This is a genomic window from Promicromonospora sp. NPDC052451 (assembly GCF_044547525.1).
In the GTDB taxonomy this organism is placed as follows: domain Bacteria; phylum Actinomycetota; class Actinomycetes; order Actinomycetales; family Cellulomonadaceae; genus Promicromonospora.
In genome coordinates this window covers 199358-221576 of the sequence record NZ_JBIUAP010000009.1, presented here as the reverse complement: position 1 = coordinate 221576, position 22219 = coordinate 199358, and the positions used below count along the sequence as shown (strand labels likewise).

General features: G+C 74.4%; 20 protein-coding genes. 5 read left to right on the top strand and 15 right to left on the bottom strand.

Translation table 11 applies throughout. The features are described 5' to 3' along the window. Positions 1–173 precede the first annotated feature (173 nt). Positions 174–821 (top strand): phosphate signaling complex protein PhoU, encoded by a 648-nt coding sequence (phoU, locus tag ACIG47_RS17610; RefSeq protein WP_397432285.1) that lies wholly within the window; start codon positions 174–176, stop codon positions 819–821. A gap of 76 nt (positions 822–897) precedes the next feature. Here phoU and ACIG47_RS17605 read toward each other — a convergent pair whose 3' ends face one another. The 9 genes from ACIG47_RS17605 to ACIG47_RS17565 all read right to left on the bottom strand — a co-directional run bounded on the left by ACIG47_RS17605 (position 898) and on the right by ACIG47_RS17565 (position 9770). Continuing rightward, positions 898–1638 (bottom strand): phosphoglyceromutase, encoded by a 741-nt coding sequence (locus ACIG47_RS17605; protein WP_397432284.1) that lies wholly within the window; start codon positions 1636–1638, stop codon positions 898–900. A 63-nt stretch (positions 1639–1701) separates the two neighbouring features. After that, positions 1702–3018: a D-inositol-3-phosphate glycosyltransferase gene (gene mshA / locus ACIG47_RS17600; RefSeq protein WP_397432282.1), complete on the bottom strand. Its 1317-nt coding sequence runs from the start codon at positions 3016–3018 to the stop codon at positions 1702–1704. Continuing rightward, positions 3018–4118: a lactonase family protein gene (locus ACIG47_RS17595; RefSeq protein ID WP_397432280.1), complete on the bottom strand. Its 1101-nt coding sequence runs from the start codon at positions 4116–4118 to the stop codon at positions 3018–3020. The genes mshA and ACIG47_RS17595 overlap by 1 nt, the downstream gene beginning before the upstream one ends. Before the next feature lie 125 nt (positions 4119–4243). Then, positions 4244–4576, bottom strand: coding sequence for an Lsr2 family protein (locus tag ACIG47_RS17590; protein WP_397432279.1), 333 nt, complete (start codon positions 4574–4576; stop codon positions 4244–4246). 173 nt (positions 4577–4749) lie between these two features. Then, positions 4750–4935 carry a hypothetical protein gene (locus ACIG47_RS17585; protein WP_397413343.1) on the bottom strand — a complete coding sequence of 62 codons (186 nt, stop codon included), beginning with the start codon at positions 4933–4935 and terminating at the stop codon, positions 4750–4752. 39 nt (positions 4936–4974) lie between these two features. Then, positions 4975–6501 carry a lysine--tRNA ligase gene (gene lysS, locus ACIG47_RS17580; RefSeq protein ID WP_397432278.1) on the bottom strand — a complete coding sequence of 509 codons (1527 nt, stop codon included), beginning with the start codon at positions 6499–6501 and terminating at the stop codon, positions 4975–4977. A 43-nt stretch (positions 6502–6544) separates the two neighbouring features. Continuing rightward, the gene (nadC, locus tag ACIG47_RS17575; RefSeq protein WP_397432277.1) at positions 6545–7480 is read right to left on the bottom strand and encodes a carboxylating nicotinate-nucleotide diphosphorylase; all 936 of its coding nucleotides are present in this window, start codon (positions 7478–7480) and stop codon (positions 6545–6547) included. Continuing rightward, positions 7477–8145, bottom strand: a complete 669-nt coding sequence (locus ACIG47_RS17570; RefSeq protein WP_397432276.1) for a GntR family transcriptional regulator — start codon at positions 8143–8145, stop codon at positions 7477–7479. Before ACIG47_RS17570 ends, nadC begins: the two co-directional genes overlap by 4 nt. Positions 8146–8231: 86 nt before the next feature. Beyond that, a complete protein-coding gene (locus ACIG47_RS17565; protein ID WP_397413339.1) occupies positions 8232–9770 on the bottom strand; it encodes a hypothetical protein in 1539 nt (512 codons plus the stop codon). Positions 9771–9984: 214 nt separating this feature from the next. Here ACIG47_RS17565 and ACIG47_RS17560 point away from each other — a divergent pair, with 214 nt between their 5' ends. The 4 genes from ACIG47_RS17560 to ACIG47_RS17545 are packed head-to-tail and all read left to right on the top strand — an operon-like array spanning position 9985 to position 15768. Then, on the top strand, positions 9985–11262 hold the full coding sequence (locus tag ACIG47_RS17560; RefSeq protein WP_397432275.1) for an NRAMP family divalent metal transporter: 1278 nt from the start codon (positions 9985–9987) through the stop codon (positions 11260–11262). Between the two features lie 35 nt (positions 11263–11297). Next, positions 11298–12080, top strand: coding sequence for a LamB/YcsF family protein (locus tag ACIG47_RS17555; protein ID WP_397432273.1), 783 nt, complete (start codon positions 11298–11300; stop codon positions 12078–12080). After that, on the top strand, positions 12080–13948 hold the full coding sequence (locus ACIG47_RS17550) for a carboxyltransferase domain-containing protein (protein ID WP_397432318.1): 1869 nt from the start codon (positions 12080–12082) through the stop codon (positions 13946–13948). Before ACIG47_RS17555 ends, ACIG47_RS17550 begins: the two co-directional genes overlap by 1 nt. Beyond that, positions 13945–15768 carry an acetyl/propionyl/methylcrotonyl-CoA carboxylase subunit alpha gene (locus ACIG47_RS17545; protein WP_397432271.1) on the top strand — a complete coding sequence of 608 codons (1824 nt, stop codon included), beginning with the start codon at positions 13945–13947 and terminating at the stop codon, positions 15766–15768. The genes ACIG47_RS17550 and ACIG47_RS17545 overlap by 4 nt, the downstream gene beginning before the upstream one ends. A gap of 137 nt (positions 15769–15905) precedes the next feature. On the opposite strand, the gene ACIG47_RS17540 is transcribed toward ACIG47_RS17545, so the two are convergent. From ACIG47_RS17540 to ACIG47_RS17515, 6 genes are all read right to left on the bottom strand, one after another. Further along, positions 15906–17663 (bottom strand): L-aspartate oxidase, encoded by a 1758-nt coding sequence (locus tag ACIG47_RS17540; protein WP_397432269.1) that lies wholly within the window; start codon positions 17661–17663, stop codon positions 15906–15908. Then, complete coding sequence (panD, locus tag ACIG47_RS17535) at positions 17660–18166, bottom strand: aspartate 1-decarboxylase (RefSeq protein WP_397413332.1); 507 nt, start codon at positions 18164–18166, stop codon at positions 17660–17662. Before panD ends, ACIG47_RS17540 begins: the two co-directional genes overlap by 4 nt. A 4-nt stretch (positions 18167–18170) precedes the next feature. Next, on the bottom strand, positions 18171–19025 hold the full coding sequence (gene panC, locus ACIG47_RS17530) for a pantoate--beta-alanine ligase (protein ID WP_397432316.1): 855 nt from the start codon (positions 19023–19025) through the stop codon (positions 18171–18173). A 107-nt stretch (positions 19026–19132) separates the two neighbouring features. After that, a complete protein-coding gene (locus tag ACIG47_RS17525) occupies positions 19133–20107 on the bottom strand; it encodes a Rossmann-like and DUF2520 domain-containing protein (RefSeq protein WP_397413331.1) in 975 nt (324 codons plus the stop codon). A gap of 3 nt (positions 20108–20110) precedes the next feature. Then, positions 20111–21691, bottom strand: coding sequence for a PH domain-containing protein (locus tag ACIG47_RS17520; protein ID WP_397432267.1), 1581 nt, complete (start codon positions 21689–21691; stop codon positions 20111–20113). After that, positions 21688–22170, bottom strand: coding sequence for a PH domain-containing protein (locus ACIG47_RS17515; protein ID WP_397413329.1), 483 nt, complete (start codon positions 22168–22170; stop codon positions 21688–21690). The genes ACIG47_RS17520 and ACIG47_RS17515 overlap by 4 nt, the downstream gene beginning before the upstream one ends. Between the last annotated feature and the right edge of the window lie 49 nt (positions 22171–22219).

Below are 22219 nucleotides of genomic sequence, written 5' to 3'. Positions count from 1 at the left end.
CCCGGTACACCGCGCCGTCGAGCCTTGGCGGGTGCGGGCGGTAGCTGTGCCGCGCGCCGTTCCGGGACGTGTCCGGACGGCGGGCCCGGCCGTGCGTCGGCCCGCCCCGCCCCCGCGGCGGCGCGACAGCGGACGCGAAGCCGTCCGTGCGCCCCGAGTGCGAGAGGAAACCGATGCGACAGATCTTCGAAGCTGAGCTCCAGCAGGTCGGCGAGGACCTGACCGAGATGAGCAGGCTCGTGGAGTCCGCCATCACCCGAGCCGGTACGGCACTGCTGGAGGCTGACCTCCAGCTCGCACAGGAGGTGATCGCCTCCGACAAGACCATCGACTCGATCGAGGACTCGCTCGACGAGCGGTGCGTGCACCTGCTCGCGCAGCAGGCCCCGGTCGCCACCGACCTGCGCGTGGTGGTCAGCGCACTGCGGATGAGCGCCTCCCTGGAGCGCATGGGCGACCTCGCCCGGCACATCGCGCAGGTGGCGCGCGGCCGCTACCCGGCGCAGGCGATCGTGCCGGAGGCGCGGGAGACGTTCGCGCAGATGCACGACGCGGCCGTCCGCGTGGCCCAGCGCACCACCCGGCTGCTCGCGTCGCGCGACCTGGAGGTGGCGGAGGCCATCGAGCGCGACGACGACCTGCTCGACGAGCTGCACCAGCAGACCTTCAACACGCTCCTGGCGCCCGAGTGGCAGGGCACGGTCCAGGAGGCCGTCGACGTGACGCTCGTGGGCCGCTACTACGAGCGCTTCGGCGACCACGGCGTCTCGGTGGCCCGCCGCGTCACGTTCCTGGTCACGGGCGACTTCCCGGAGGACTAACCGCGACCGTCGCTGAGTGCTGGATGTTCGCCCTCCCGACACACGGGAGAGGGCGAACATCCAGCACTCACGTGTTTCAGCGGCCCTGGTTCGCCACCGCGGCGATCGCGTCCTTCGCCGCCTCCGGGTCCAGGTACGTGCCGCCAGGCTTCACCGGCGCGAGGGTCTCCTCGTCCAGCTCGTACACCAGCGGGATGCCCGTGGGGATGTTCAGCCCGGCGATCGCCTCGTCGGAGATGCCGTCCAGGTGCTTCACCAGGGCGCGCAGCGAGTTGCCGTGCGCGGCGACCAGCACGGTCTTGCCGGCCTTGAGGTCCGGGACGATCTCGCTCTCCCAGTACGGCAGCGCGCGCTCCAGCACCAGCTTGAGGGCCTCCGTGCGGACGACGGGGGCGTCGGCGTAGCGCGGGTCGGCGTCCTGGCTGAACTCCGAGCCCAGCTCGATCTCGGGCGGCGGCACGTCGTACGAGCGGCGCCAGAGCATGAACTGCTCCTCGCCGAACTCCTCCAGCGTCTGCTTCTTGTCCTTGCCCTGCAGGGCGCCGTAGTGGCGCTCGTTGAGGCGCCAGCTCCGCTTGACCGGGATCCAGTGCCGGTCGGCGACGTCGAGCGCCAGGTTCGCGGTCATGATCGCGCGGCGCAGCAGCGACGTGTGCAGGATGTCCGGGTTCACCCCGGCCTCCTTGAGGAGGGCGCCACCGCGCTTGGCCTCCTCGACGCCCTTCTCGGAGAGGGCGACGTCCACCCAGCCGGTGAACAGGTTCTTCGCGTTCCACTCGCTCTCGCCGTGGCGGAGCAGCACGAGGGTGTAGGTCATGCCCCCCATCCTGCCCCAGTTTCCGCCGCGCGCCGACGGCGGTCCGGCGTGCGGGCGACGCCGCTACCGTGCGGCGTGACGCTTGCGCGCCCGCTCGTAGACGTCCAGCGTCTCCTCCGCGGTGCGGTCCCACCCGAAGCGGGCGGCGGACGCACGGGCGCCGGCCGCCAGCCGCTCCCGCACCGCGTCGTCGTCGAGCAGGGTCTTGAGGGCCAGGGCCCAGCTCCCGGGCTCGTGGTCGGGCACCAGGACGCCGGAGACGCCGTCCTGGACCACCGTGCGCAGGCCACCGACCGCCGCCGCGACCACCGGCGTCCCGGCCGCCTGGGCCTCCGCCGCGACCAGGCCGAACGACTCGTTGTGGGACGGTACCGCCACCAGGTCCACGGCGCGGAAGTAGTCGGCGAGGATCCCCTGCGGCACCGGCGGCCGGACCCGCACGTGCCGGGCGACTCCCTCCTGGTAGGCGAGTGCCTCCAGCTCGCGCACCGCCGTCGGGCGGCCGGAGGCACCACCCAGCACCACGAGCAGCGGCGGCCGGCCGTCCCACACGCGCTCCCCGAGCGCGCGGACCAGCACGTCGGGGCCCTTGAGCAGCTGCACCCGGCCGGCGAACAGCACGATCCTGCGGTCGGTGGGCAGGGCGAGGCGCTCGCGCAATTCGTCGCGCGCACGGTCCCGTCCGGCCGGGTCGCCCTCCGTGCCCCCGGGCAGCGGCGAGAACACCCCGAGGTCCACGCCCGGCTGCACCACGTGCACCCGGGCGGGGTCGGCGTGGTAGTCGCGCACCAGGTCGGTGGCCTCCTCGTCCGTGTTGGCGACCAGGGCGTCCGCCTCGGCGACCACCTGTTCCTCGCCGATCACGCGACCGTGCGGCTCGGGCGAGTCGCCCGGCGCGAGGGCCGCGTTCTTGACGCGCGCCATCGTGTGCATGGTGTGCACCAGCGGCACGTCCCAGCGCTCGGCCGCCAGCCAGCCCACCTGGCCCGACAGCCAGTAGTGGGTGTGCAGCACGTCGTACCAGCCCTCCGGGCGGTGCGCCTCGGCGCGCAGCACGCCCGCCGCGAACGCGCAGAGCTGTCCGGGCAGGTCGTTCTTGTCCAGGCCCTCGTACGGCCCAGCCGCCACGTGGACCACGCAGATCCCGGGCTCCGGGTTCGTCACCTTCGGCTGGGCCGACGACGTGGCCCGCGTGTAGATCTCGACCTGCGCCCCGCGGCGGGCCAGCGCCCGGGAGAGCTCCAGGACGTACACGTTCATGCCGCCCGCGTCGCCCGTGCCCGGCTGCTCCAGCGGAGAGGTGTGCACGGAGACCATCGCGATCCGCAGCGGGCGCGTCTCACCCGGGTCCGCGAGGTCGGGCGGCAGGCTGTCGCGCATCACGCCACCAGGACGCACGCGGGCGCGGGCAGCTCCAGCCGGCCGGTGATCTCCCCCTTGCCCGACGCACCGTCGAGACGCACCGCGATCAGCTCGTCCGTGTTCTGGGCGGCCACGACCACCACCTCGCCGTCGGCCAGGACCGCGTGGTGCCGCGGCCAGGCACCCGCGCCCAGGTCGACGTCGGCCACGTTCTCGATCGTGAGGTGCCCGGCCTCCTGCGCTCCCCGCGCGGGCCCGGACGCGGGCGCGGACGGCGTCTCGGCCGCCCCCGCCTCGCGTACCCGGAGCACGGACAGGACGTCGGGCCCGCGCACGCCCACGTGCACCAGGTCGCCGGCGACGGTGATGTGCGAGGGGTACCCGGCGGCGCCGTCGGGCAGCGTGCGGGTGGTGATCGCCACGGAGCCGGCGTGCTCCAGGCGGCCGGGGCCGGCGGGGACCAGCACGTGCAGCCGGCAGTCCAGCTCCCCCGCGACCAGGATCGTGCCGTCGGCGAGCTCGACGAGATGGCGCGGGCCCGCCCCGGGCGGCAGCACGGCAGCGACGGTGCCCTCCGCCGGGCCGGAGCCGTCGAGCGGGTAGGAGCGCAGCTCGTCGGTGCCGAGGTCGCAGACCAGCACCCGGTCGCCCCACGGGTGCACGAAGTGCGCGTGCGCGGCCTCCTGCCGGTCCGGCACCGGTCCCGACCCGGCGTGCGGGTGGGTGCGCGCCGCGCCGAGCTCGCCGTCCGGGCCCAGCGACAGGCGCGCGGCCACGCCGTCGCCGTAGTTCGCCACCCAGGCGGCGGCGCCGGTCGCGACCACGTGGCACGGGCTCGCCCCGCCCGAGGGGCCGCTCGCCGCGCGGGTCAGCGCGCCGGCGTCGGACACGTGGAAGGTGGTGACGGTGCCCGGTTCCGTCTCCGTGACCGCGACGAGCGTGCGGCCGGAGGGGTCCAGCGCGAGGAACGAGGGGGCCGCGACCGGGGCCACGAGCTCGGCGCCGGTGAACGTCCCGCTCGGGTCGAGGCCCGCGCGCCAGATTCCCTCACCGGAGCCCGGGGCCGCGCCCGTCGTCGGATAGGTGCCGATCCACAGGGCGGCGGTGGGGATGCTCATGCCGCCAGCCTAGTTCCGCGTGGCGCGTGCTCCGGCCGGGGCGGGCGTTCCGGCCCGGGACGCGCGACGCCCCGGTTCCCCAGGACGGGGAACCGGGGCGCGACATACCTCGTGCCGCGCTCGCGTCAGCCGTTGGCCTTCGCGTAGGCGTCCTGGACCTCCGCCGAGATACGACCGCGGTCGCTCACGGTGTAGCCGTTGGCCTTGGCCCATTCACGGATCGCCGCGGTGTCGCTGCCGGACCGCGAACGGCGCGTGGTGGTGGTACCACGGACGACAGGCGACTTCACCTTGCGCGCGTGGCCGACCCACGAGGCGAGCGCGTCCCGAAGCTGGGTCGCGTGCTCGGCATTGAGGTCGATCTCGTAGGAGACGCCGTCGAGGCCGAAGTTCACGGTCTCGTTGGCGGCACCGCCGTCGATGTCATCTTCGAGAACGAGCTGAACCTTCTGAACCATACGGGTACTTCCCTTCCGCGCCACAAATTCCGGGGTTAGTTCGTGAGCATGCCTCACCCAATATTGACATGTCAATAATGGGCATGTGACCCCGATCACCAAAACTTCACCCGGCGCGGTGAAGACGCGGATTTGATCTGCCGGACCCGCGGGGATAACCTCAGCGGCGCTGATCAGCGCGAAGGGGAATTCTCTGCCTTTTTCGCTGCCGCAGCGATGGCGGCCTCACGATCCATTCGGTCCAGCGCCTCACGTTCGTGCCGGTCCGCGCGAAGGATCTTGCGCATCGCAAACCAGAACAGCAGGCCGACACCCACCGAGGGCGTGAGCCCGGCAAGCACCGCAAGCGTCGTATCCATCACAAGATCCTCACAAGCTCGTCCACGCGGTTCATTTCCTCAGGCCTGCGGCTTCACCAGCGGGAAAAGGATGGTCTCGCGGATGCCCTGACCCGTCAGCGCCATGAGCAGGCGGTCGATGCCCATGCCCATTCCGCCCGAAGGCGGCATCGCGAATTCCATCGCCGTCAGGAAGTCCTCGTCCAGCAGCATGGCCTCGTCGTCGCCCGCCGCGGCCATCCTGGCCTGCGCCGCGAAGCGCTCGCGCTGGATCACCGGGTCGACCAGCTCGGAATAGCCCGTGGCCAGCTCGAACCCGCGGACGTACAGGTCCCACTTCTCAACCTGCCCCTTTTCCGTGCGGTGGTCACGCGTGAGCGGTGACGTCTCCACCGGAAAGTCCCGCACGAACGTCGGCGCCGTCAGGTGGTCGCCCACCCGGTGCTCCCAGAGCGTCTCGACGAGCTTTCCATGGTTGAGGATCTTCTTGTTGCCCACCTCGACGTCGAGCCGGGCCGCGATCTTCTCGAGCTCCTCGACCGAGGTTCCCGCGGTGATCTCCTCGCCCAGGCTTTCCGAGAGCGAGGTGTACATGCGCAGGTTTGTCCATTCCCCGCCCAGGTCGTACTCGGAACCGTCCGCGAGAGTAACGAGCGTGGTACCAAGAACGTCCTGCGCGGCGGTCTGCACCAGGTCCTGGGTGAGTGCGCCGATGGTGTTGTAATCCCCGTAGGCCTCGTAGGCCTCCAGCATCGCGAACTCCGGGGAGTGCGACGAGTCGGCACCCTCGTTCCGGAAGTTCCGGTTGATCTCGAAGACCTTCTCGACGCCGCCGACGACGGCCTTCTTGAGGAAGATCTCGGGCGCGATGCGCAGGAACAGCTCCAGGTCGTACGCATTCATGTGCGTCGAGAAAGGACGTGCCGCCGCACCCGACGCAATGGTCTGCAGCATCGGCGTCTCGACCTCGAGAAAGCTGCGGCGGTGGAAGTTCTCGCGCAGCGAGCGCACCACGCCGGCACGCAGGCGCACCATGTCCCGGGCCGCGGGACGCGCGATGAGGTCCACGTAACGCTGGCGCACGCGGGCCTCCTCGGACAGGTCCTTGTGCAGCACCGGCAGGGGTCGCAGCGACTTCGCCGCGATCTGCCACCCGTCGGCGAACACGCTCAGCTCGCCGCGGCGGGAGGAGCCCACCCGGCCGTGCAGGAAGAGGTGGTCGCCCAGGTCCACGTCGGTCTTGAAGGCCGCGAGCGCCTCCTCGCCGACCTCGGCGAGGCTCAGCATGCCCTGGAGACGGTTGCCCTCGCCGTCCTGCAGCGTGACGAAGCACAGCTTGCCGCCGATGCGCACGAAGACGACCCGCCCGGCGACGCCGACGACGTCGCCCGTCTCCTGGCCCGCCTCGAGGTGCCCGTAGGCCGCGCGGACCTCCGCGATCGTGCTGGTGACCGGCACGGTGACCGGGTAGGCCTCGACCCCGGCGGCCAGCAGCCGCTCGCGCTTCTCGCGCCGGACCCGCAGCTGCTCGGGCAGGTCGTCGGTCGGCGGGGCAGCGGGATTCTCGGCTGCGGGGTTCTCGGTCACGAGGGCGATTCTATCGGGGCCGCACGACCTGATATCCCCGGGCTCATTTCCCCGGGCGGAGGTCCAGGGCCAGATCGAGGATGGGGGCGCTGTGGGTCAGGGCCCCCACCGAGAGGTAGTCCACACCCGTGGCGGCGACCTCTCGCGCCACCGGCAGCGTGAGGTTGCCCGTGGCCTCCAGCTCGACGTGGGCGGGTACGCCGTCGCGCCCCTCGCGCGCGCGGACGGCGGCGACCGTCTCGGCCAGCAGGCCGGGCTCCATGTTGTCGAGCAGCAGGAAGTCCGCTCCCGCGGCGAGGGCCTCCAGCGCCTGGCCAGTGGTGTCGGCCTCGACCTGGACCGGTACGTCCGGGAACCGCTCGCGGACGGCGCGGACCGCCGCGGCGACCGACCCGGCGGCGACCACGTGGTTGTCCTTGACCATGGCGACGTCGTACAGCCCCATGCGCTTGTTGGTGCCGCCACCGGCACGCACGGCGTACTTCTGCAGGGCGCGCAGGCCCGGTGTCGTCTTGCGGGTGTCGAGCACCTGCGCGCCCGTGCCCGCCAGCTCGCGGGCGAAGGCGCGGGTCGCGGTGGCGACGCCGGAGGCCCGGCTCGCGAGGTTGAGCAGCGTGCGCTCGGCCACGAGCAGCACCTGGGTACGACCCTCCAGCGCGGCGAGCACCTGGCCGCGGGTCACGGCGTCGCCGTCCTGCGCGTGGAAGGTGACGGCCGGGGCGGGCAGGCCCAGGCGGGCCGCGACCCGGTCCAGGACCTCGCGCACCACGACGAGGCCCGCGACGACGCCGTCCTCACGCGCCACGAGGTCCGCCACGCCGGTCGCGGACGGCGGGATGGTGGCCTGCGAGGTGACGTCCCGGCCGGGCGCGGGGCCCAGGTCCTCGTCGAGGGCCACCTCGACGGTACGGGCCACCCAGGCCGGGTCGAGGGCCGGGCTGACCGTGGTGGGGGTGGTGAAGACGGGGAGGGTGCTCACGGGCTCACCGTATCCGGCGCACCCGCCGCACCGGCGCGGTCCACCATGTCCTGGAGCATGCGCTCGGAGTCGGTGAGGTACCGGTTCAGGTCGTCGGCGGCGCCGGCGGCGTCACCCGCGAGGAAGCGGCGCAGGAGGCCCGCGTTGCGGTCCACGAAGCCGTCGAAGAACGCGCCGTTGTCGCCGAGCAGGCCGAACGACAGGCGCAGCTCGGCGGAGAGGTTGGCGTGCACGCGGTCGAGGCGCGGGCTGCCCGCCAGCGCCACGATCCCCGCATGGAAGCGCATGTTGGCGGCGGCGATGTCGCGCCAGTCGCCGCCGAGGCGGGCGGCGAGGGCGGCGTCGACGGCGTCCCGCATGGTGCGCGCGCCCGGGTGCGCGGGGTCGCCCGCGGCGAGGACGGGCACCTCGATGAGGCGGCGGACGCGGTAGATGTCGACGACGTCGGCGAACGTGGGTCGCGCGACTGCGACGCCCGCGTTGGGCCGGCGGACCAGGAGGCCCTCGTGCACCAGGATCCGGAAGGCCTCGCGCAGGGTGTTGCGGGAGACGTCGAGGGTCTCGCTCACGGACTGCTCGGAGAGCCGCTGCCCGGGGGCCAGCCGGCCGCTGACGATGAGCTCGCGGATGGCGTCGGCGCTCCGCTCCGCTCGATCGACTGTCACTCCCCCATCCTACGGACGGGTCGTCGAGTGCTGGATATCTGCCCTTCTCAGCGTGCGAGGAGGGCAGATGTCCAGCACTCGACGGGTCAGTCGACCGTGTCCAGGACCGCGTGGACCAGGTTGCGGGTCTGGGCGGCGATCGAGGTGCGCCAGGCGTCGAACGTCGGGTCGCTCACGCCGAAGTCCGTCTCGAAGTGCTGCATGTCCGGGGTGTGGATGTGCCCGGCCGGGATGTCGAGCCCGGCGCGGTCCCGCAGCAGCGTGTTGCGGTAGGCGCTCTCGTTCGACAGGTAGTTGCCACCGCCGCCGCTGTACGAGCAGGAGCCCTCGGCCGGCGGCACCGGCGGCGTGGCCGGCGGGTAGGTGACGGACGGCGGGCTGTTGAAGGTCGTCAGCGCGGGCGAGGTGCAGTCGGTGAACTGCGTGTAGCTCGTGTTCCAGACCACCCCGAAGGCCACGGACGGGTCGGGCCAGGTGTCGCCCGGCGGGCGGGGCACGTCGGCGCCGGTGTCGGCGGCGATCATCTCGGCGACGGGCAGGCTGGCCGAGGTCCACTGCGGCGGGTCGGTGAGGCCGTCACCACCGCCCCAGCGGTCGACCACCTGGGAGTTGCAGCCCGGGTTGTCGAGGGCGAGCTGCGGCACGCCGCCGACCCGCGGGCACGGGGCGAGCCGGTCGTTGCCGAGGGAGACGCCGTGGTAGCGCGCGTTCCACTGCTCCAGGTTGAACTGGGACCCGCCGGCCTGGCTCACCGTGATCGAGGCGTCGACCTGGCGCGGTCCGGGCTCCATGAACGGGCCGACCGTGTCCTCCAGGTAGCCCTCGGCGAACTCGCGGTAGCTCACGGGCAGGGTGTAGGCCTCCACGTACGCGATCCGGCCGTCGTCGGTGCGGTAGCGGGTACCGTCCAGCGACAGCGCGGTGGCACCCGACGGGTTGCCGTGCCGGATGTTGTTGCCCACCGTGCCCGGGGCGGACCCGGTGGTGCCGCCGTCGAGCGTGTAGACGTCGAACCCGCTCACGATCACGCGCAGCACGTCGCGGCCGCGCGGCAGGTCGATGTCGAGCATGCCCCGGGACGCCTTGTCGAACCGCTCGATCAGGCCGGCCCGCTCGGCGTCGGTCAGGCCGCCCCGGGGGTCCCACTGCCGCAGCACGGCCATGGTCTCGACCCGGGTCCAGTACAGCGGGCGGTCGTCGCTCGCCGGCAGGTCGCCGCGCACCGCGTCGTCGTCGGACTGCGCCCGGCGGACGGCGGCGTCCCACAGGGCCTCGCCCTTGCGCTCGGCGAGCGCGGTCGCGTCCTTCAGGGTGCGGGTGCGGCACAGCTCGGCCGTGAAGGCCGCCGTGTACCCGCCGAACCCGCCGCCCTCGATCACCGTGCGGGCGTAGGTCCGCGCGGCGGGCACGGTGGGGTCGGTGGCATCGGGCAGGTAGGCGGCCAGGCGGCTCTCCTCGGCCGAGAGCGGGATGTCCGGGTCGAGGCAGGCGGCCTGCGTGCCGGCCGCGGCGGGACCGCTCGCCGGGTCCGCGGCGGCAGCAGGGACCGCGAGCGCGGTGGTGGCACAGAGCGCGAGGGCGACGGCGCCCGCGCGCATCCTGGCCGGAGGTCGTGATGTCGGCATGGTTCTCCCCTCAGAGATGCGTTCGTCACCGACCGTAGAGGTTCGTTGAACAATCCAACAGGGCTCGGGGCGTAAACATCTCGTGTCCCGGGCTATCCACCAGTGCTGTTGCCGTGTCATGATCGACAAGGTCCCGCAATGCGGCGGTAACAACTGGGCGGGACGATCCTGACTGTTGAACAATCCGGCTCATCCCAACGACCAGGAGGACACGATGTCCGACACGAGCCACGAGCCTGCGACGGTGCAGGCCGACACCGCACCGGGCGGCCCGCCCGGTGGCCTCAAGCGGTACGTCTCCGCACGCGGCCGCTCCCTGCTGGGTGCCCTCTTCCTCATGGCGACCTCCGCCATCGGACCCGGCTTCATCACCCAGACCGCCACGTTCACCCAGCAGCTCGGGGCCGCCTTCGCGTTCGGCATCCTCGTCTCGATCCTCCTGGACCTCGCCGTCCAGATGAACGTGTGGCGCATGATCACGCTGACCGGCAAGCGCGCGAGCGTGCTCGCGAACGAGGCCCTGCCGGGCAGCGGTTACGTGCTCGCCGTGCTCATCGTGTTCGGCGGGCTCATCTTCAACATCGGCAACACGGCCGGCGCCGGTCTGGGCCTGAACGTGCTGTTCGGCCTCGACCCCCGGCTGGGCGGCGCGATCAGCGCCGTCATCGCCGTCGCGATCTTCCTCGCCAAGCGGGCCGGGGCGGTCGTCGACCGGGTCGTCATCGTGGCCGGCCTGGTGATGATCGTGCTCACCGTGATCGTCGCCGTCCTGTCCGGCCCGCCGGTCGGCGAGGCGCTGCGGCAGACCGTGCTGCCCGACACGGTCGACTTCGCCACCATCACCACGATCGTGGGCGGCACCGTCGGCGGGTACATCACCTACGCCGGGGCGCACAAGCTGCTCGACTCGGGCACCGCCGGGCCGGAGCACGTCCGCGAGGTCAACCGGGCCGCCGTCAGCGGCATCATCGTCACCGGGATCATGCGGTACGTGCTGTTCCTGGCGGTCCTCGGCGTCGTCGCCTCCGGTGTCGTGCTGGACGTGGCCGGCAACCCGGCCGCCGACGCGTTCGGCGCCGCGGCGGGCGAGGCCGGCCTGCGCATCTTCGGCGCCGTGTTCTGGATCGCCGCGATCACGAGCGTCATCGGGTCCGCCTACACGTCGGTCTCGTTCCTGCCGGTGTTCTCAGCCCGTATCACCGGCCGCGCCGCCGACCTGTGGACGGTCGGGTTCATCCTGGTCTCGCTGGTGGTGTACCTGGTGATCGGCACGGCACCCGCGACGCTCCTCGTGTTCGTGGGCGGCGTGAACGGCCTCATCCTGCCCATCGGCCTGACCCTGTTCATGTACATCGGCTGGTTCCGCGGCTCCCTGCTGGGGGCGGCGCGATACCCGCGGTGGCTCCTGGTGGTCGGCACCCTGGCCGTCGTGGTCACCTGGTACATGGCGATCAACGCGGTGGGCCCGATCTTCGACCTGCTGTCCGCCTGACCCCCGGGTCACACCACCGAAGGAGAAACTGCACCATGAGCGCCGTCGACCTGAACAGCGACCTCGGCGAGGGCTTCGGCCGCTGGAGCCTCGGCGACGACGAGCAGATGCTCGGCATCGTCTCCAGCGCCAACATCGCCTGCGGGTTCCACGCCGGCGACCCGGCCGCCATCCGCCGCACCGTGCGGTCCGCCGTCGCGCGGGGCGTCACGATCGGCGCGCACGTCGGCTACCGGGACCTGGCCGGGTTCGGCCGCCGGGAGATGCACGTGCCGGACGAGGAGCTGGAGGCCGACGTCGCCTACCAGATCGGTGCGCTCCGCGGCCTCGCCGACGCCGAGGGCGGCGTGGTCACCTACGTCAAGCCGCACGGCGCGCTCTACAACACGGCGGCGGTCGACGAGCGCGTGGCGGCCGCCGTCGCCCGCGCCGTCGCCGCCGTCGACCCGGGGCTCGTGCTGCTGGGGCTGCCCGGCAGCACGGCCCTGGCCGCGGCCTCCGCGGCAGGCCTGGCGACCGCCACCGAGGCGTTCGCGGACCGCGCCTACACGCCCGAGGGGCGCCTGGTCTCGCGGCGCGAGCCGGGCGCCGTGCTGCACGACGCCGACGACGTCGCCCGCCGCATGCTCCGCCTCGTGACCGAGGGCGTGGTGACGGCGATCGACGGGTCCGACGTCGCCGTGCGCGCCGACTCCGTGTGCGTGCACGGCGACTCCCCCGGCGCCGTGGCCATGGCCCGCCGGATCCGCGAGGTCTTCGACGCCGAGGGCATCCGCCTGCGGTCGTTCGCGCCGGTGACGGGCGGCGCCGCGGCGTGATGCGGGTACTGACCGCCCGCGACGACGCTCTCCTGATCGAGCTGGACGACCTGGACCAGGCCGTCGCGCTGTACGAGTCCCTCCGGGCCGAGCCGGTGCGCGGCGTCGGCGTACCCGTGCCGGGTGCGCGGACGCTGCTCGTGCCGTTCCGGCCCGCGGCGATCACCGCCCACGACCTGGCCGCCGAGCTGCGCCGCCGCCCCCTGGTGCGGCGGGCGGCCACCACCGCCCGCACGGTCGAGATCCCCGTGCGGTACGACGGCGAGGACCTCACCGAGGTGGCCGGCCTGCTGGGCTGGAGCACCGAGGCGCTGGTGCACCGGCACACGGGCGCCGCGTGGACCGTGGGCTTCGTCGGCTTCGCGCCCGGGTTCGCCTACCTCACCAGCGACGACGCCGAGCTCGTGGTACCCAGGCGCCCGACCTCCCGCGTCCGCGTGCCCGCCGGGTCGGTGGCGCTCGCCGGGCCGTACAGCGGGGTCTACCCCCGGGAGAGCCCGGGCGGCTGGCAGCTCCTGGGCCGCACCGACGCGCCGGTGTGGGACGTCACGCGGGAGCGGCCCGCCCTGATGCTGCCCGGGGACCTGGTGCGGTTCGTCGCGGTGCGGGAGCAGGCCGCGGGCGCTGCGGGCGGGGGGCCTGCCGGCGGTCACGCGGACGCGCCGCAGGGTCGTCCCGGGGCCGCGGAGGGTCCCGTGACGCGGGGTCGGTCCGGGGCCGTGCCGGACGGTGGCCCAGCGGGCGGGACGGGCCTCGGGGGCGGCTCCCGGCCGGGTGTCGAGGTCGTCGGGGCCGGGGTGCTGGCCCTCGTGCAGGATCTCGGGCGGCCCGGGTCCGAGGGGGCCGGGGTGTCGGCGTCGGGGGCGCTGGACCGGCCGAGCCTGCGCGCGGCCAACCGCGCGGTCGGCAACCCGCCGGACGCCGCCGTCGTCGAGTCGGTGGGCGGGCTGCGGCTCCGTGCCCGGGGGGCGCAGGTGCTGGCGGTGACGGGGGCCGTCGGTGACCTCGTGGTACGCCCCGGTCCCGGGGGAGCCGGGTCCGGCGGGGCACCCGCCGACCGGCCGGAGCGCCGGCCGCGGCGCGGGGAACCCTTCGCGCTGGACGACGGCGACGAGCTCCGGCTCGCGCCGCCGGCCCACGGGGTGCGGGCGTACGTCGCCGTGCGCGGAGGGATCGCCGTGCCGCCCGTGCTCGGCAGCCGCGCCACCGACGTGCTCGCGGGCCTGGGACCCGACCCGGTACGGCCCGGCGACGTGCTGCCCGTCGGGACGCCGCAGCGGGGACTGCCGGCGACGGCGCTACCGGCGACCGGGTCTCCGGCGACCGGGTCGGCGGCTGCTGGGTCTCCGGCCACCGGGTCGGCGGCCACCGGGTCGGCGCCTGCCGGGCGGGCGGCTGCCGGGCGGGCGGCTACCGGGCGGGCGGCTATCGGGTCGGTGGAGCCCGGCGTGCTGCCCGCGCCCGGCGAGACGACCGTGCTGCCGATCGTGCTCGGCCCCCGGGACGACTGGTTCGGCGCCGCAGCGCTCGACCGGCTGACCGGCCAGGACTGGCTGGTCACGCCCCGCTCCAACCGCGTCGGCCTGCGGCTCTCCGGGGAACCCGTGCTCCGCTCCCTCGCCCTGGCGGGCACCGAGCTGCCGAGCGAGGGGTGCGTGACCGGCGCCATCCAGGTGCCGCCCGACGGGCTGCCCGTGCTCTTCCTCGCCGATCACCCCCTGACCGGCGGTTACCCCGTGATCGGGGCCGTCGTCAGCGACCACGTGGCACTCGCGGGGCAGCTTCCCGCCGGTGCCCGCATCCGTTTCGTCGTCCGGGCCGCCCGTCCCGCCGACACCGTCCCGAACCCCGCAGGAGGCACCCCATGATCCGCACCGTGCTCGTCGCGAACCGAGGCGAGATAGCGGTGCGCGTCGTCCGCGCGTGCGCCGACCTGGGCATCCGCTCGGTGGCCGTGTACGCCGACGGCGACGCGGACGCGCTCCACGTCCGCCTGGCCGACGAGGCCTGGGCGCTGGAGGGACGCACCGCCGCCGAGACGTACCTCTCGGTGGAGAAGCTGCTGGACGTCGCACGCCGGTCCGGGGCGGACGCCGTCCATCCCGGCTACGGCTTCCTGTCCGAGCGGGCGTCCGCCGCCCGCGCCGTCGAGGCCGCGGGGCTGGTCTGGGTGGGGCCCACGGCGGACACGATCGAGCTGCTCGGCGACAAGATCGCGGCCCGTGACCTGGCCCGGAAGGTAGGCGCCCCCCTGGTGCCCGGCTCGGACGGCCCGGTGCCCGACGCCGCCGCCGCGCTCGCCTTCGCCGAGGAGCACGGTCTGCCGCTGGCCATCAAGGCCGCGCACGGCGGGGGCGGTCGCGGCATGCGCGTGGCACGCACCCTGGAGGAGGTGCCCGAGCTGTTCGAGGCGGCGCGGCGCGAGGCGGAGGCGGCGTTCGGGCGGGGCGAGTGCTTCGTCGAACGGTTCCTGGAGCGGCCCCGGCACGTCGAGGCGCAGGTGGTGGCCGACAGCCACGGGAACGTCGTCGTCGCGGGCACGCGCGACTGCTCCCTGCAGCGCCGCAACCAGAAGCTGGTCGAGGAGGCCCCGGCCCCGTTCCTGGACGACGCGGTGCGGGCGCGTGTGCACGAGTCCGCCCGCGACCTGTGTGCCGCCGCCGGGTACCGCGGCGCCGGGACCGTGGAGTTCCTGCTGGGCGCGGACGGCACGCTGTCGTTCCTGGAGGTGAACACCCGGCTCCAGGTGGAGCACCCCGTCACGGAGGAGACCACCGGGCTGGACCTCGTGGCCGAGCAGCTCCGCGTCGCGAGCGGCCTGCCGCTGTCGGTGACGCAGGACCCCGCACCGCGCGGGCACGCGATCGAGCTGCGGCTCAACGCCGAGGACCCGGCTCGCGGGTTCCTGCCCGGGCCCGGGCGCGTCGACCGGTTCGTGCCGCCCGGCGGTCCCGGGGTCCGGGTGGACACCGGGATCGAGAGCGGCTCGGTGGTGCCCGGCGAGTTCGACTCGCTGTTCGCCAAGGTCGTCGTGTGGGGTCCCACGCGGGAGGTGGCGCTCGCACGGGCACGGCGGGCCGCGGCCGAGACCGTGGTCGAGGGCGTGCCGACGGTGCTGCCGTTCCACCGCGCCGTACTGGCCGACCCGGCGTTCACGGGGGCTCCCCGCGGGGGCGCGGACGAGCAGCCCGGGTTCTCCGTCCACACGCAGTGGATCGAGACGGAGATGCTCGCCTCCGTCGACCCGCAGTCGCTCGCCGCACCCGTGGCCGAGCCCGGGGTCGTCGAGACCTGGATCGAGATCGACGGACGACGGCGCCGGGTGCGGACACCGGGCGGGTTCGGGTTCGGCGTCGTCGCGCCGGGGGGCGCGGGCGTTCCGGGCGGGTCGGGCGGCGGGGGTGCCGTACCGTCCGGCGGAACACCGGCGGCGGGCGGAGCGGCGTCGTCCCCGGGTTCCGCGGTGGACGACGGGCGCGTCCCGCTGCTCGCGGCCATGCCGGGCACCCTGGTCCGCTGGCTCGTGGACGACGGCGCCGCCGTGGCCGACGGTCAGCCGGTCGCCGTCGTCGAGGCGATGAAGATGGAGTCGCAGCTCGTCGCGGAGTCGGCGGGTGTGCTGGAACACGTCGCGGCGGAGGGCGCGCAGATCGCGGCGGGCGACGTGCTGGGCCGTCTCACGCCCTAGGGGATGTTCTACCCAGTCATTGCGCCCAGAAACCACCCCGGATCCAGGCGCAATGACTGGGTAGAAGCGCACTTCACGTGGGCGGCGGCGCGCGGCACCCGCCGTCGAGCCGCCGTCAGCCCGTCGTCAGGCCGCCGTCAGCCCGTCGTCAGGACGCCCTCGTCGTCGAGCCAGATCCGGACGCGGCGGCGCCAGGCGTCGTCGGGGCGGGGGAAGTCGGTGCGGTAGTGGCCACCGCGGGTCTCCTCGCGCACCCAGGCGGCGCGGGTCAGCGCGCGGGCGACCATGTGCACGTTGGTGGTCTCCCACTCGGCGGCCTGCGGCTCGGCGACGACCTCGGCCGCCACGTGCGCGTCGGCGCGCACCGCGTTCAGCCGTTCGTCCGCCTCGGCCAGCGACCGCGCCGAGCGGATCACGCCCGCCCCGCCCGAGGTCACCTTCTGGATCCGGGAGCGGGCGGCCGCGGCGACGAGCGCGGACCCGCCCGGACGTGCGGCCGGCTCCCCCTGCTCCAGCTCGCCCGCGTCGAACCGCGCCGCCACGTCCCGGGCCGCCCGGGAGGCGAACACGATGCCCTCCAGCAGCGAGTTGGACGCGAGCCGGTTGGCGCCGTGCACACCCGTGCACGCGACCTCGCCGACGGCGTAGAGCCCGTCCACCGACGACCGTCCGTCCAGGTCGGTCACCACGCCGCCCGAGTGGTAGTGCTGGGCGGGCGCCACGGGAACGGGCTCCTCGGACCAGTCGATGCCGGCCTCCAGGAGCCGCGCGTTGATGGTCGGGAACCGCGTGCGCAGGAACTCGCGGCCCAGGTGCCGGGTGTCGAGCAGCACGTTGTCGGCCCCGGTGGCCGCCATCTGCCGCACGATCGCGTGCGCGACGACGTCCCGCGGCGCCAGCTCGGCCATCTCGTGCACGCCCGGCATGAAGCGGTGGCCGTTGACGTCGAGCAGCAGCGCGCCCTCGCCCCGCACGGCCTCCGAGATGAGCGGGAGCTGGCCCTTGGCACCCGAGCCGAGCCACAGGACGGTCGGGTGGAACTGCACGAACTCCAGGTCGCCCAGCACGGCACCGGCCCGGAGCGCCGCGGCGATGCCGTCGCCCGTGGCCCCCGCGGGGTTGGTCGAGGACCGGAACACCTGCCCGATCCCCCCGGTCGCGAGGATCACCACGGGCGCGAGGACCGCGCCGACGCCGTCGCGCGACCCGGTGCCGCGCACGTGCAGCGTCACCCCGCAGACCCGCCGCCCGTCACCCGCACCGCGTCCGGCCACCGCGAGACCGCCGCCTCCGGCGCCAGGACTGCCCGCGCCGCCGGCGGCAGGACCGCCGGGCGCCGTCGTCAGCACGTCCAGCACGAGCGCGTTCTCCACGACCTCGATCCCGGGGTCGTGCCGCACGGCCTCGATCTGCGCCACCAGCGCCCGGGAGATCTCCGCGCCCGTGGCGTCCCCGCCCGCGTGCGCGATCCGGTCGGCGTGGTGGCCGCCCTCCCGGGTGAGCGCGATGTCGCCGTCGGCGGCCTTGTCGAAGACGGTGCCGCGGGCCACGAGCTCGCGGACGCGCTCCGGGCCCTCGGTGACCAGCACCTGCACGGCCGCCGGGTCGGACAGGCCGCCGCCCGCGGCCAGCGTGTCCGCGAGGTGCGCCGCGGGCGAGTCGGACGGGTCGAGCGCCGCGGCGATGCCGCCCTGCGCCCACACGGTCGACCCGGACGACAGCCGCCCCTTGGTGACGAGCAGCACCCGCGGCACGCGCGTGCGCAGCTCCAGCGCCGCCGTGAGGCCCGCGATCCCGGAGCCGACCACGACGGCGTCGGCCTCCGCGGTCCAGCCGGGTGCCGGGGCGGCGAGGGAGCGGGCGAGACGTGGTCCGGGTCCGGGGGTGGCGCTCACGCCCGGCCCGACGCCGTCCGCACGAGCCCGGCCTGCTGGAACGGCTCGATGGCGAGCCCGCTCTCCTCGAGGCCGTACCCGTCCGGGACGTGCCCGGGCTCGTCGTTGATCTCGACGATGCGGTTCGCCTCGTCCACGAAGACGACGTGCGGCAGGAACGTCCGCGCGTCGTGGTCCGACAGCATGCCGTAGGCGATGAGGATGACGACGTCGCCCGGGCTGACCAGGTGCGCGGCGGCGCCGTTGATGCAGATCTGGCCGGAGCCGGGCTCGCCGGGGATCACGTAGGTGGTCAGGCGGGCACCGTTGGTCACGTCCACGACGTCGACCTGCTGGCCGGGGACCAGGTCCGCGGCGTCGAGCAGGTCGGCGTCCACCGTGATGGAGCCGACGTAGTGCAGGTCCGCCTGCGTCACCGTGGCGCGGTGGATCTTCGCGATCATCATGGGCCGCTGCAGCGATGCGGGACGGCCGACGGGCGGGCGGTGCGGGGTGGTGCTCATGACGTTACCTCTGGACCTCGGGCGAGACCTCGACGGCCTGGTTGTCGATCAGGCGGGTCGTCCCCACCCGTGCGGCCACGAGCAGCAGCGCGCGGCCGGAGAAGTCGTCGGGAACCGCATCAGCGGTCTCCGGATCGACGAGCGCCAGGTAGTCGACCACGACGCCGTCGGCCCCGTCCAGCACTTCGCGCGCGTCGTTGATCACACCCGCCGGGCCGCGGTCGGCGGCCGCCGCCCCGGCGCGCAGCGCGCGCGACAGCGCCAGGGCGCGTTCCCGCTCGTCGGCGGACAGGTACGCGTTGCGCGAGGACCGGGCCAGGCCGTCCGGCTCCCGCACCGTCGGCACGCCCACCACGTCGACCGGGACCTCCAGGTCACGCACCATGCGGCGCACGGCCAGGAGCTGCTGGGCGTCCTTCTCACCGAACAGCGCGACGTCGGGCCGCACCAGGTGCATCAGCTTGAGCACCACGGTGAGCACGCCGTCGAGGTGCCCGGGGCGGGACGCGCCCTCCAGCACCTCGCCGATCCGGCCGGCGGACACGCGCACCACCGGGTCGCCGTCGGGGTAGACGACGTCGGGCGTGGGGGCGAAGACGACGTCGGCGCCGACCCCCGCGAGCTTGGCGACGTCGCCGTCCAGGTCGCGCGGGTAGGTGTCGAGGTCCTCCCCCGCGCCGAACTGGAGCGGGTTCACGAAGATGGTCACGACGACCTGGCCGTTCGGCCCGGCCTCGGCACGTGCCCGGCGCACGAGCTCCAGGTGGCCGTCGTGCAGCGCGCCCATGGTCATGACGACGGCGCGGCGCCCCGGGCCGTCGTCGGCCGCGTCCAGGGGTCCCGCCAGGGCCCAGCGCATCTGCGCGTCCCGCAGCTCGGAGCGGGTGCGGACGACCAGCGGCGCGCGCTGCCCGGGCTGTGCGGCGGAGGGGTCCTGGGCGAACGGGGTCTCGGCGGGCGTGGTGGTCACGGGGTCTTCCTTCCTGCGCGCGACGAACCGGTCGCGTTGTCCAGGGCGTCCAGGAGCGCCTGGGCCGCGGCGTCGTCGATGCGGTGGCTCGCCAGCGCACGGCGCGTGGCCCCGCGGGCGAGCTCGGTGTAGCTGTCGGGCACGTCCGTGGCGCCGCTGGCGGCGGCCAGCGCGCTGAGGTCGGTCAGGTGGCGGCGCACGGTTCCGACGTCGCCGCGCGAGACCGGTCCGGTGAGCGCGGAGATCGCCCCCGGCCCGACGCCGTCGCGCACGTCCGCCGACCGGGTCGCCGACTCCAGGGCCGCCGAGAGCAGCGGGGCCAGGACCCGGCCGGGCGCGGCGATGCCGGCGGCCTCCAGCGCCTGCGCGGCCTGCGCCACGAGCACCACGAGGTGGTTCGCCCCGTGGGCGAGGGCCGCGTGGTAGAGCCCCCGGGCCTCCTCGTCGACGATCACCGGCTCACCGCCGATCTCGACCACCAGCGCCTGCCCGATCGGCAGCACGGGCGCCGGCCCGGTCACCGCGAACGTGCAGCCCTCCAGGCGCGCCAGGTCCAGGGAGGTACCGGAGAACGTCATCGCCGGGTGGATCGCGAGCGGGATCGCGCCGCCCAGCCGGGCGGGTTCCAGCACGGCCGTCCCGAAGCGGCCCGACGTGTGGATCGCGAGCTGCCCCGGCTGCCAGGCGCCGGTGTCGGCGAGGCCGGAGACCAGGGGGGCCAGGGCGTCGTCGGGCACGGCCAGGAGCACGAGCTCCGCGCGCTCGACGACGTCGGGCACCTCGAGGTTGGGGACGCCGGGCAGCAGCGTCTCGATACGTTCCCGGGAGTCCTCGGAGATGCCGCTCGCGCCGACGACGGCGTGCCCCGCCGCGCGCAGGGCGTTGCCCAGCACCGCGCCCACGCGTCCCGCACCGACCACTCCGACACCCAGCCGGCCGGGCCTGCGGCCTGCCTCGTCGGGCTCAGTCACCGGTCACTCTCCCTGTCGTTCCATCCAGCGTTCGGGGCCCGCCGCCGCGCGGGCGGTGCGGGCGCGGCGCGCCTGCTCGGCCATCAGCCGCGCGGCGTCGGCGGCGTCGAGGTGCGGCGCCTCGGGGTGCACCGGCCCCTCGGTCGAGTGCACCTGGAACGACGCGACGCCCAGCCGGCGCTGCCACGGGCCCTGGCTCAGGCCCAGCGACTGCGTCCGCTCGTGCGGCACCACGTCCAGGATCTTGACCATCCGGCCCCGGCGCAGCAGCAGCGCGCGGCCGGTGACGGTGAACCCGTTGCGACGCCATGCCACCGGATCCAGTATGCGCGTCCGCCGGGGCGCCGTGACGTACGCGCTGGGTGTGCGGGAGTCGCCGTCGAGGCCGGCGTCGAGGACCCGGCGCGGCTCGTCCACGCCCAGGTCGGGCAGGACGAGGGACAGCACGGTCAGCGCCTCGTCCCGCGTGCCCACCGGCAGGAGCACGCTGTTCTTGTCCTCGCTGTCGCCGCCGTACCCGGCGACGTTCACCTGGACACGCCACCAGTCGCGGCCGCGCCAGAGCACGCTCTGCACCAGGCGGACGGCCTGCACGCGGCCCGGCGGGATGGTCTGGGAGCGCGTCTCCAGCATCCCGTGCCGCAGGCGGACGCCGTCGGGCGAGATGGCCACCCGGAAGTCGAACTCGCCGGTGAGCCGGCCGAACAGGTAGCCGCCGGCACCGAGCACCGCGGGCAGCGAGGCCGAGAGCACCGCCCACTCGCCGGTCGCGAACATGACCACCACGACGGCCAGGGCCCACACGAGCAGCGTGATCATCGCGCCCGAGCGCACCACCGAGGCGATCAGGCGGCCGACCGGCACGGTGAGGACGGGCACCTGGGGCGCCTCGAGCGTCACGGACGCGCCGGGCGCCGCAGCGGGGCCGGGCTCCGGGGCGGGGTGCGTCCCGTCCGGTCGCGGCGCGGCCGGCAGGACGGCGTCCTGCGGCGCAGCGGTTCCGTCCGGCGCCGGGGCCGGGACCGCCCCGCCGGCCCTGGCCACCTTGAGACCCGCCGCACGCGCGAGCAGCTCGGCACGCAGCTCGTCGGCGTCCGAACCCTTGAGGAAGCCGATCGCGACACCCGAGTCGGTGCCGCCGGCGGTCTCCAGCGTGAGCTCGCACAGCCCGAAGAAGCGCGCCACCAGCGGCTGCCGGATGTCCACCGACTGCAGCCGGTCGAGCCGCGCGTGCCGCTGCTGGCGGAACAGGATGCCGCGGCGCAGGTGCACCGTCTCCTCGCCGATCGCGAACGACGTCATGCGCCACGCCAGCACCGAGTAGCCCCAGCCCACGAGCGCGACGGCGGCGAGCGCGGCGAGCAGCGTCCACCAGTACTCGCCGGACAGCAGGGCGATGAGCCCGCCGCGCGGGCCGCCCTCCAGGCTCTGCTGGCCCAGGATGACGATGGCGGCGCCGACCACGGCCCAGCCCCGCACGAGCGGCGTCACCGGGTGGACGCGCCGCCAGTGCAGCTCGTCGGCCTCGGGCTCGACGGGCTCCGGACCGGCCGGTCCCGGCTGCGCGGGCTCGTGGGTGCTCACAGGCCCGCCAGACGTGCCTCACCACGGGACGCCAGACGGTCGCGCAGGCGCGCCGCCTCGTCCGGGGGCAGGCCGGGGATCTGGGCGTCCGTGCCCACGGAGGCCGTGTGGAGCTGCACCTTCGCGAGGCCCAGCCGGCGGTCCAGGGGCCCGGCCTCGACGTCCACGTACTGCATGCGGCCGTAGGGCACCACCACCAGCGACCGGAACATGACCCCCTTGCGGATCAGCAGGTCGTCGTCGCGCTCGGCGTAGCCGATCGCCCGCACCTGGCGCGGGATCAGCAGGACCGACCACAGGAGGAGGGCGGCCGGGATGCCGCCGAGGAACCAGAACCAGGGGCTGACGGTCAGGGACAGCACGACACCCACGACGGCCGGGATGCCGAGCCAGAAGGCGGCCGGTACCAGCATGGCCGTCACGAGGCGCGGGGACACGCGGTTCCAGGTCACGTCGTGCGGTTCGAAGGGGCTGGTCATGAAGCCATTGTTCCGCAGTGTGCAAGTGCGGGCGGCACGTACCCGCCGA

What these genes read in the sequence shown, in the direction of transcription:
- phoU (WP_397432285.1), top strand. Translation starts at nt 174, where the DNA reads ATGCGACAGATCTTCGAAGCTGAGCTCCAGCAGGTCGGCGAGGACCTG.
- ACIG47_RS17605 (WP_397432284.1), bottom strand. Translation starts at nt 1,638, where the DNA reads ATGACCTACACCCTCGTGCTGCTCCGCCACGGCGAGAGCGAGTGGAAC.
- mshA (WP_397432282.1), bottom strand. Translation starts at nt 3,018, where the DNA reads ATGCGCGACAGCCTGCCGCCCGACCTCGCGGACCCGGGTGAGACGCGC.
- ACIG47_RS17595 (WP_397432280.1), bottom strand. Translation starts at nt 4,118, where the DNA reads ATGAGCATCCCCACCGCCGCCCTGTGGATCGGCACCTATCCGACGACG.
- ACIG47_RS17590 (WP_397432279.1), bottom strand. Translation starts at nt 4,576, where the DNA reads ATGGTTCAGAAGGTTCAGCTCGTTCTCGAAGATGACATCGACGGCGGT.
- ACIG47_RS17585 (WP_397413343.1), bottom strand. Translation starts at nt 4,935, where the DNA reads ATGGATACGACGCTTGCGGTGCTTGCCGGGCTCACGCCCTCGGTGGGT.
- ACIG47_RS17565 (WP_397413339.1), bottom strand. Translation starts at nt 9,770, where the DNA reads ATGCCGACATCACGACCTCCGGCCAGGATGCGCGCGGGCGCCGTCGCC.
- ACIG47_RS17560 (WP_397432275.1), top strand. Translation starts at nt 9,985, where the DNA reads ATGTCCGACACGAGCCACGAGCCTGCGACGGTGCAGGCCGACACCGCA.
- ACIG47_RS17555 (WP_397432273.1), top strand. Translation starts at nt 11,298, where the DNA reads ATGAGCGCCGTCGACCTGAACAGCGACCTCGGCGAGGGCTTCGGCCGC.
- ACIG47_RS17550 (WP_397432318.1), top strand. Translation starts at nt 12,080, where the DNA reads ATGCGGGTACTGACCGCCCGCGACGACGCTCTCCTGATCGAGCTGGAC.
- ACIG47_RS17545 (WP_397432271.1), top strand. Translation starts at nt 13,945, where the DNA reads ATGATCCGCACCGTGCTCGTCGCGAACCGAGGCGAGATAGCGGTGCGC.
- panD (WP_397413332.1), bottom strand. Translation starts at nt 18,166, where the DNA reads ATGAGCACCACCCCGCACCGCCCGCCCGTCGGCCGTCCCGCATCGCTG.
- panC (WP_397432316.1), bottom strand. Translation starts at nt 19,025, where the DNA reads ATGCGCTGGGCCCTGGCGGGACCCCTGGACGCGGCCGACGACGGCCCG.
- ACIG47_RS17515 (WP_397413329.1), bottom strand. Translation starts at nt 22,170, where the DNA reads ATGACCAGCCCCTTCGAACCGCACGACGTGACCTGGAACCGCGTGTCC.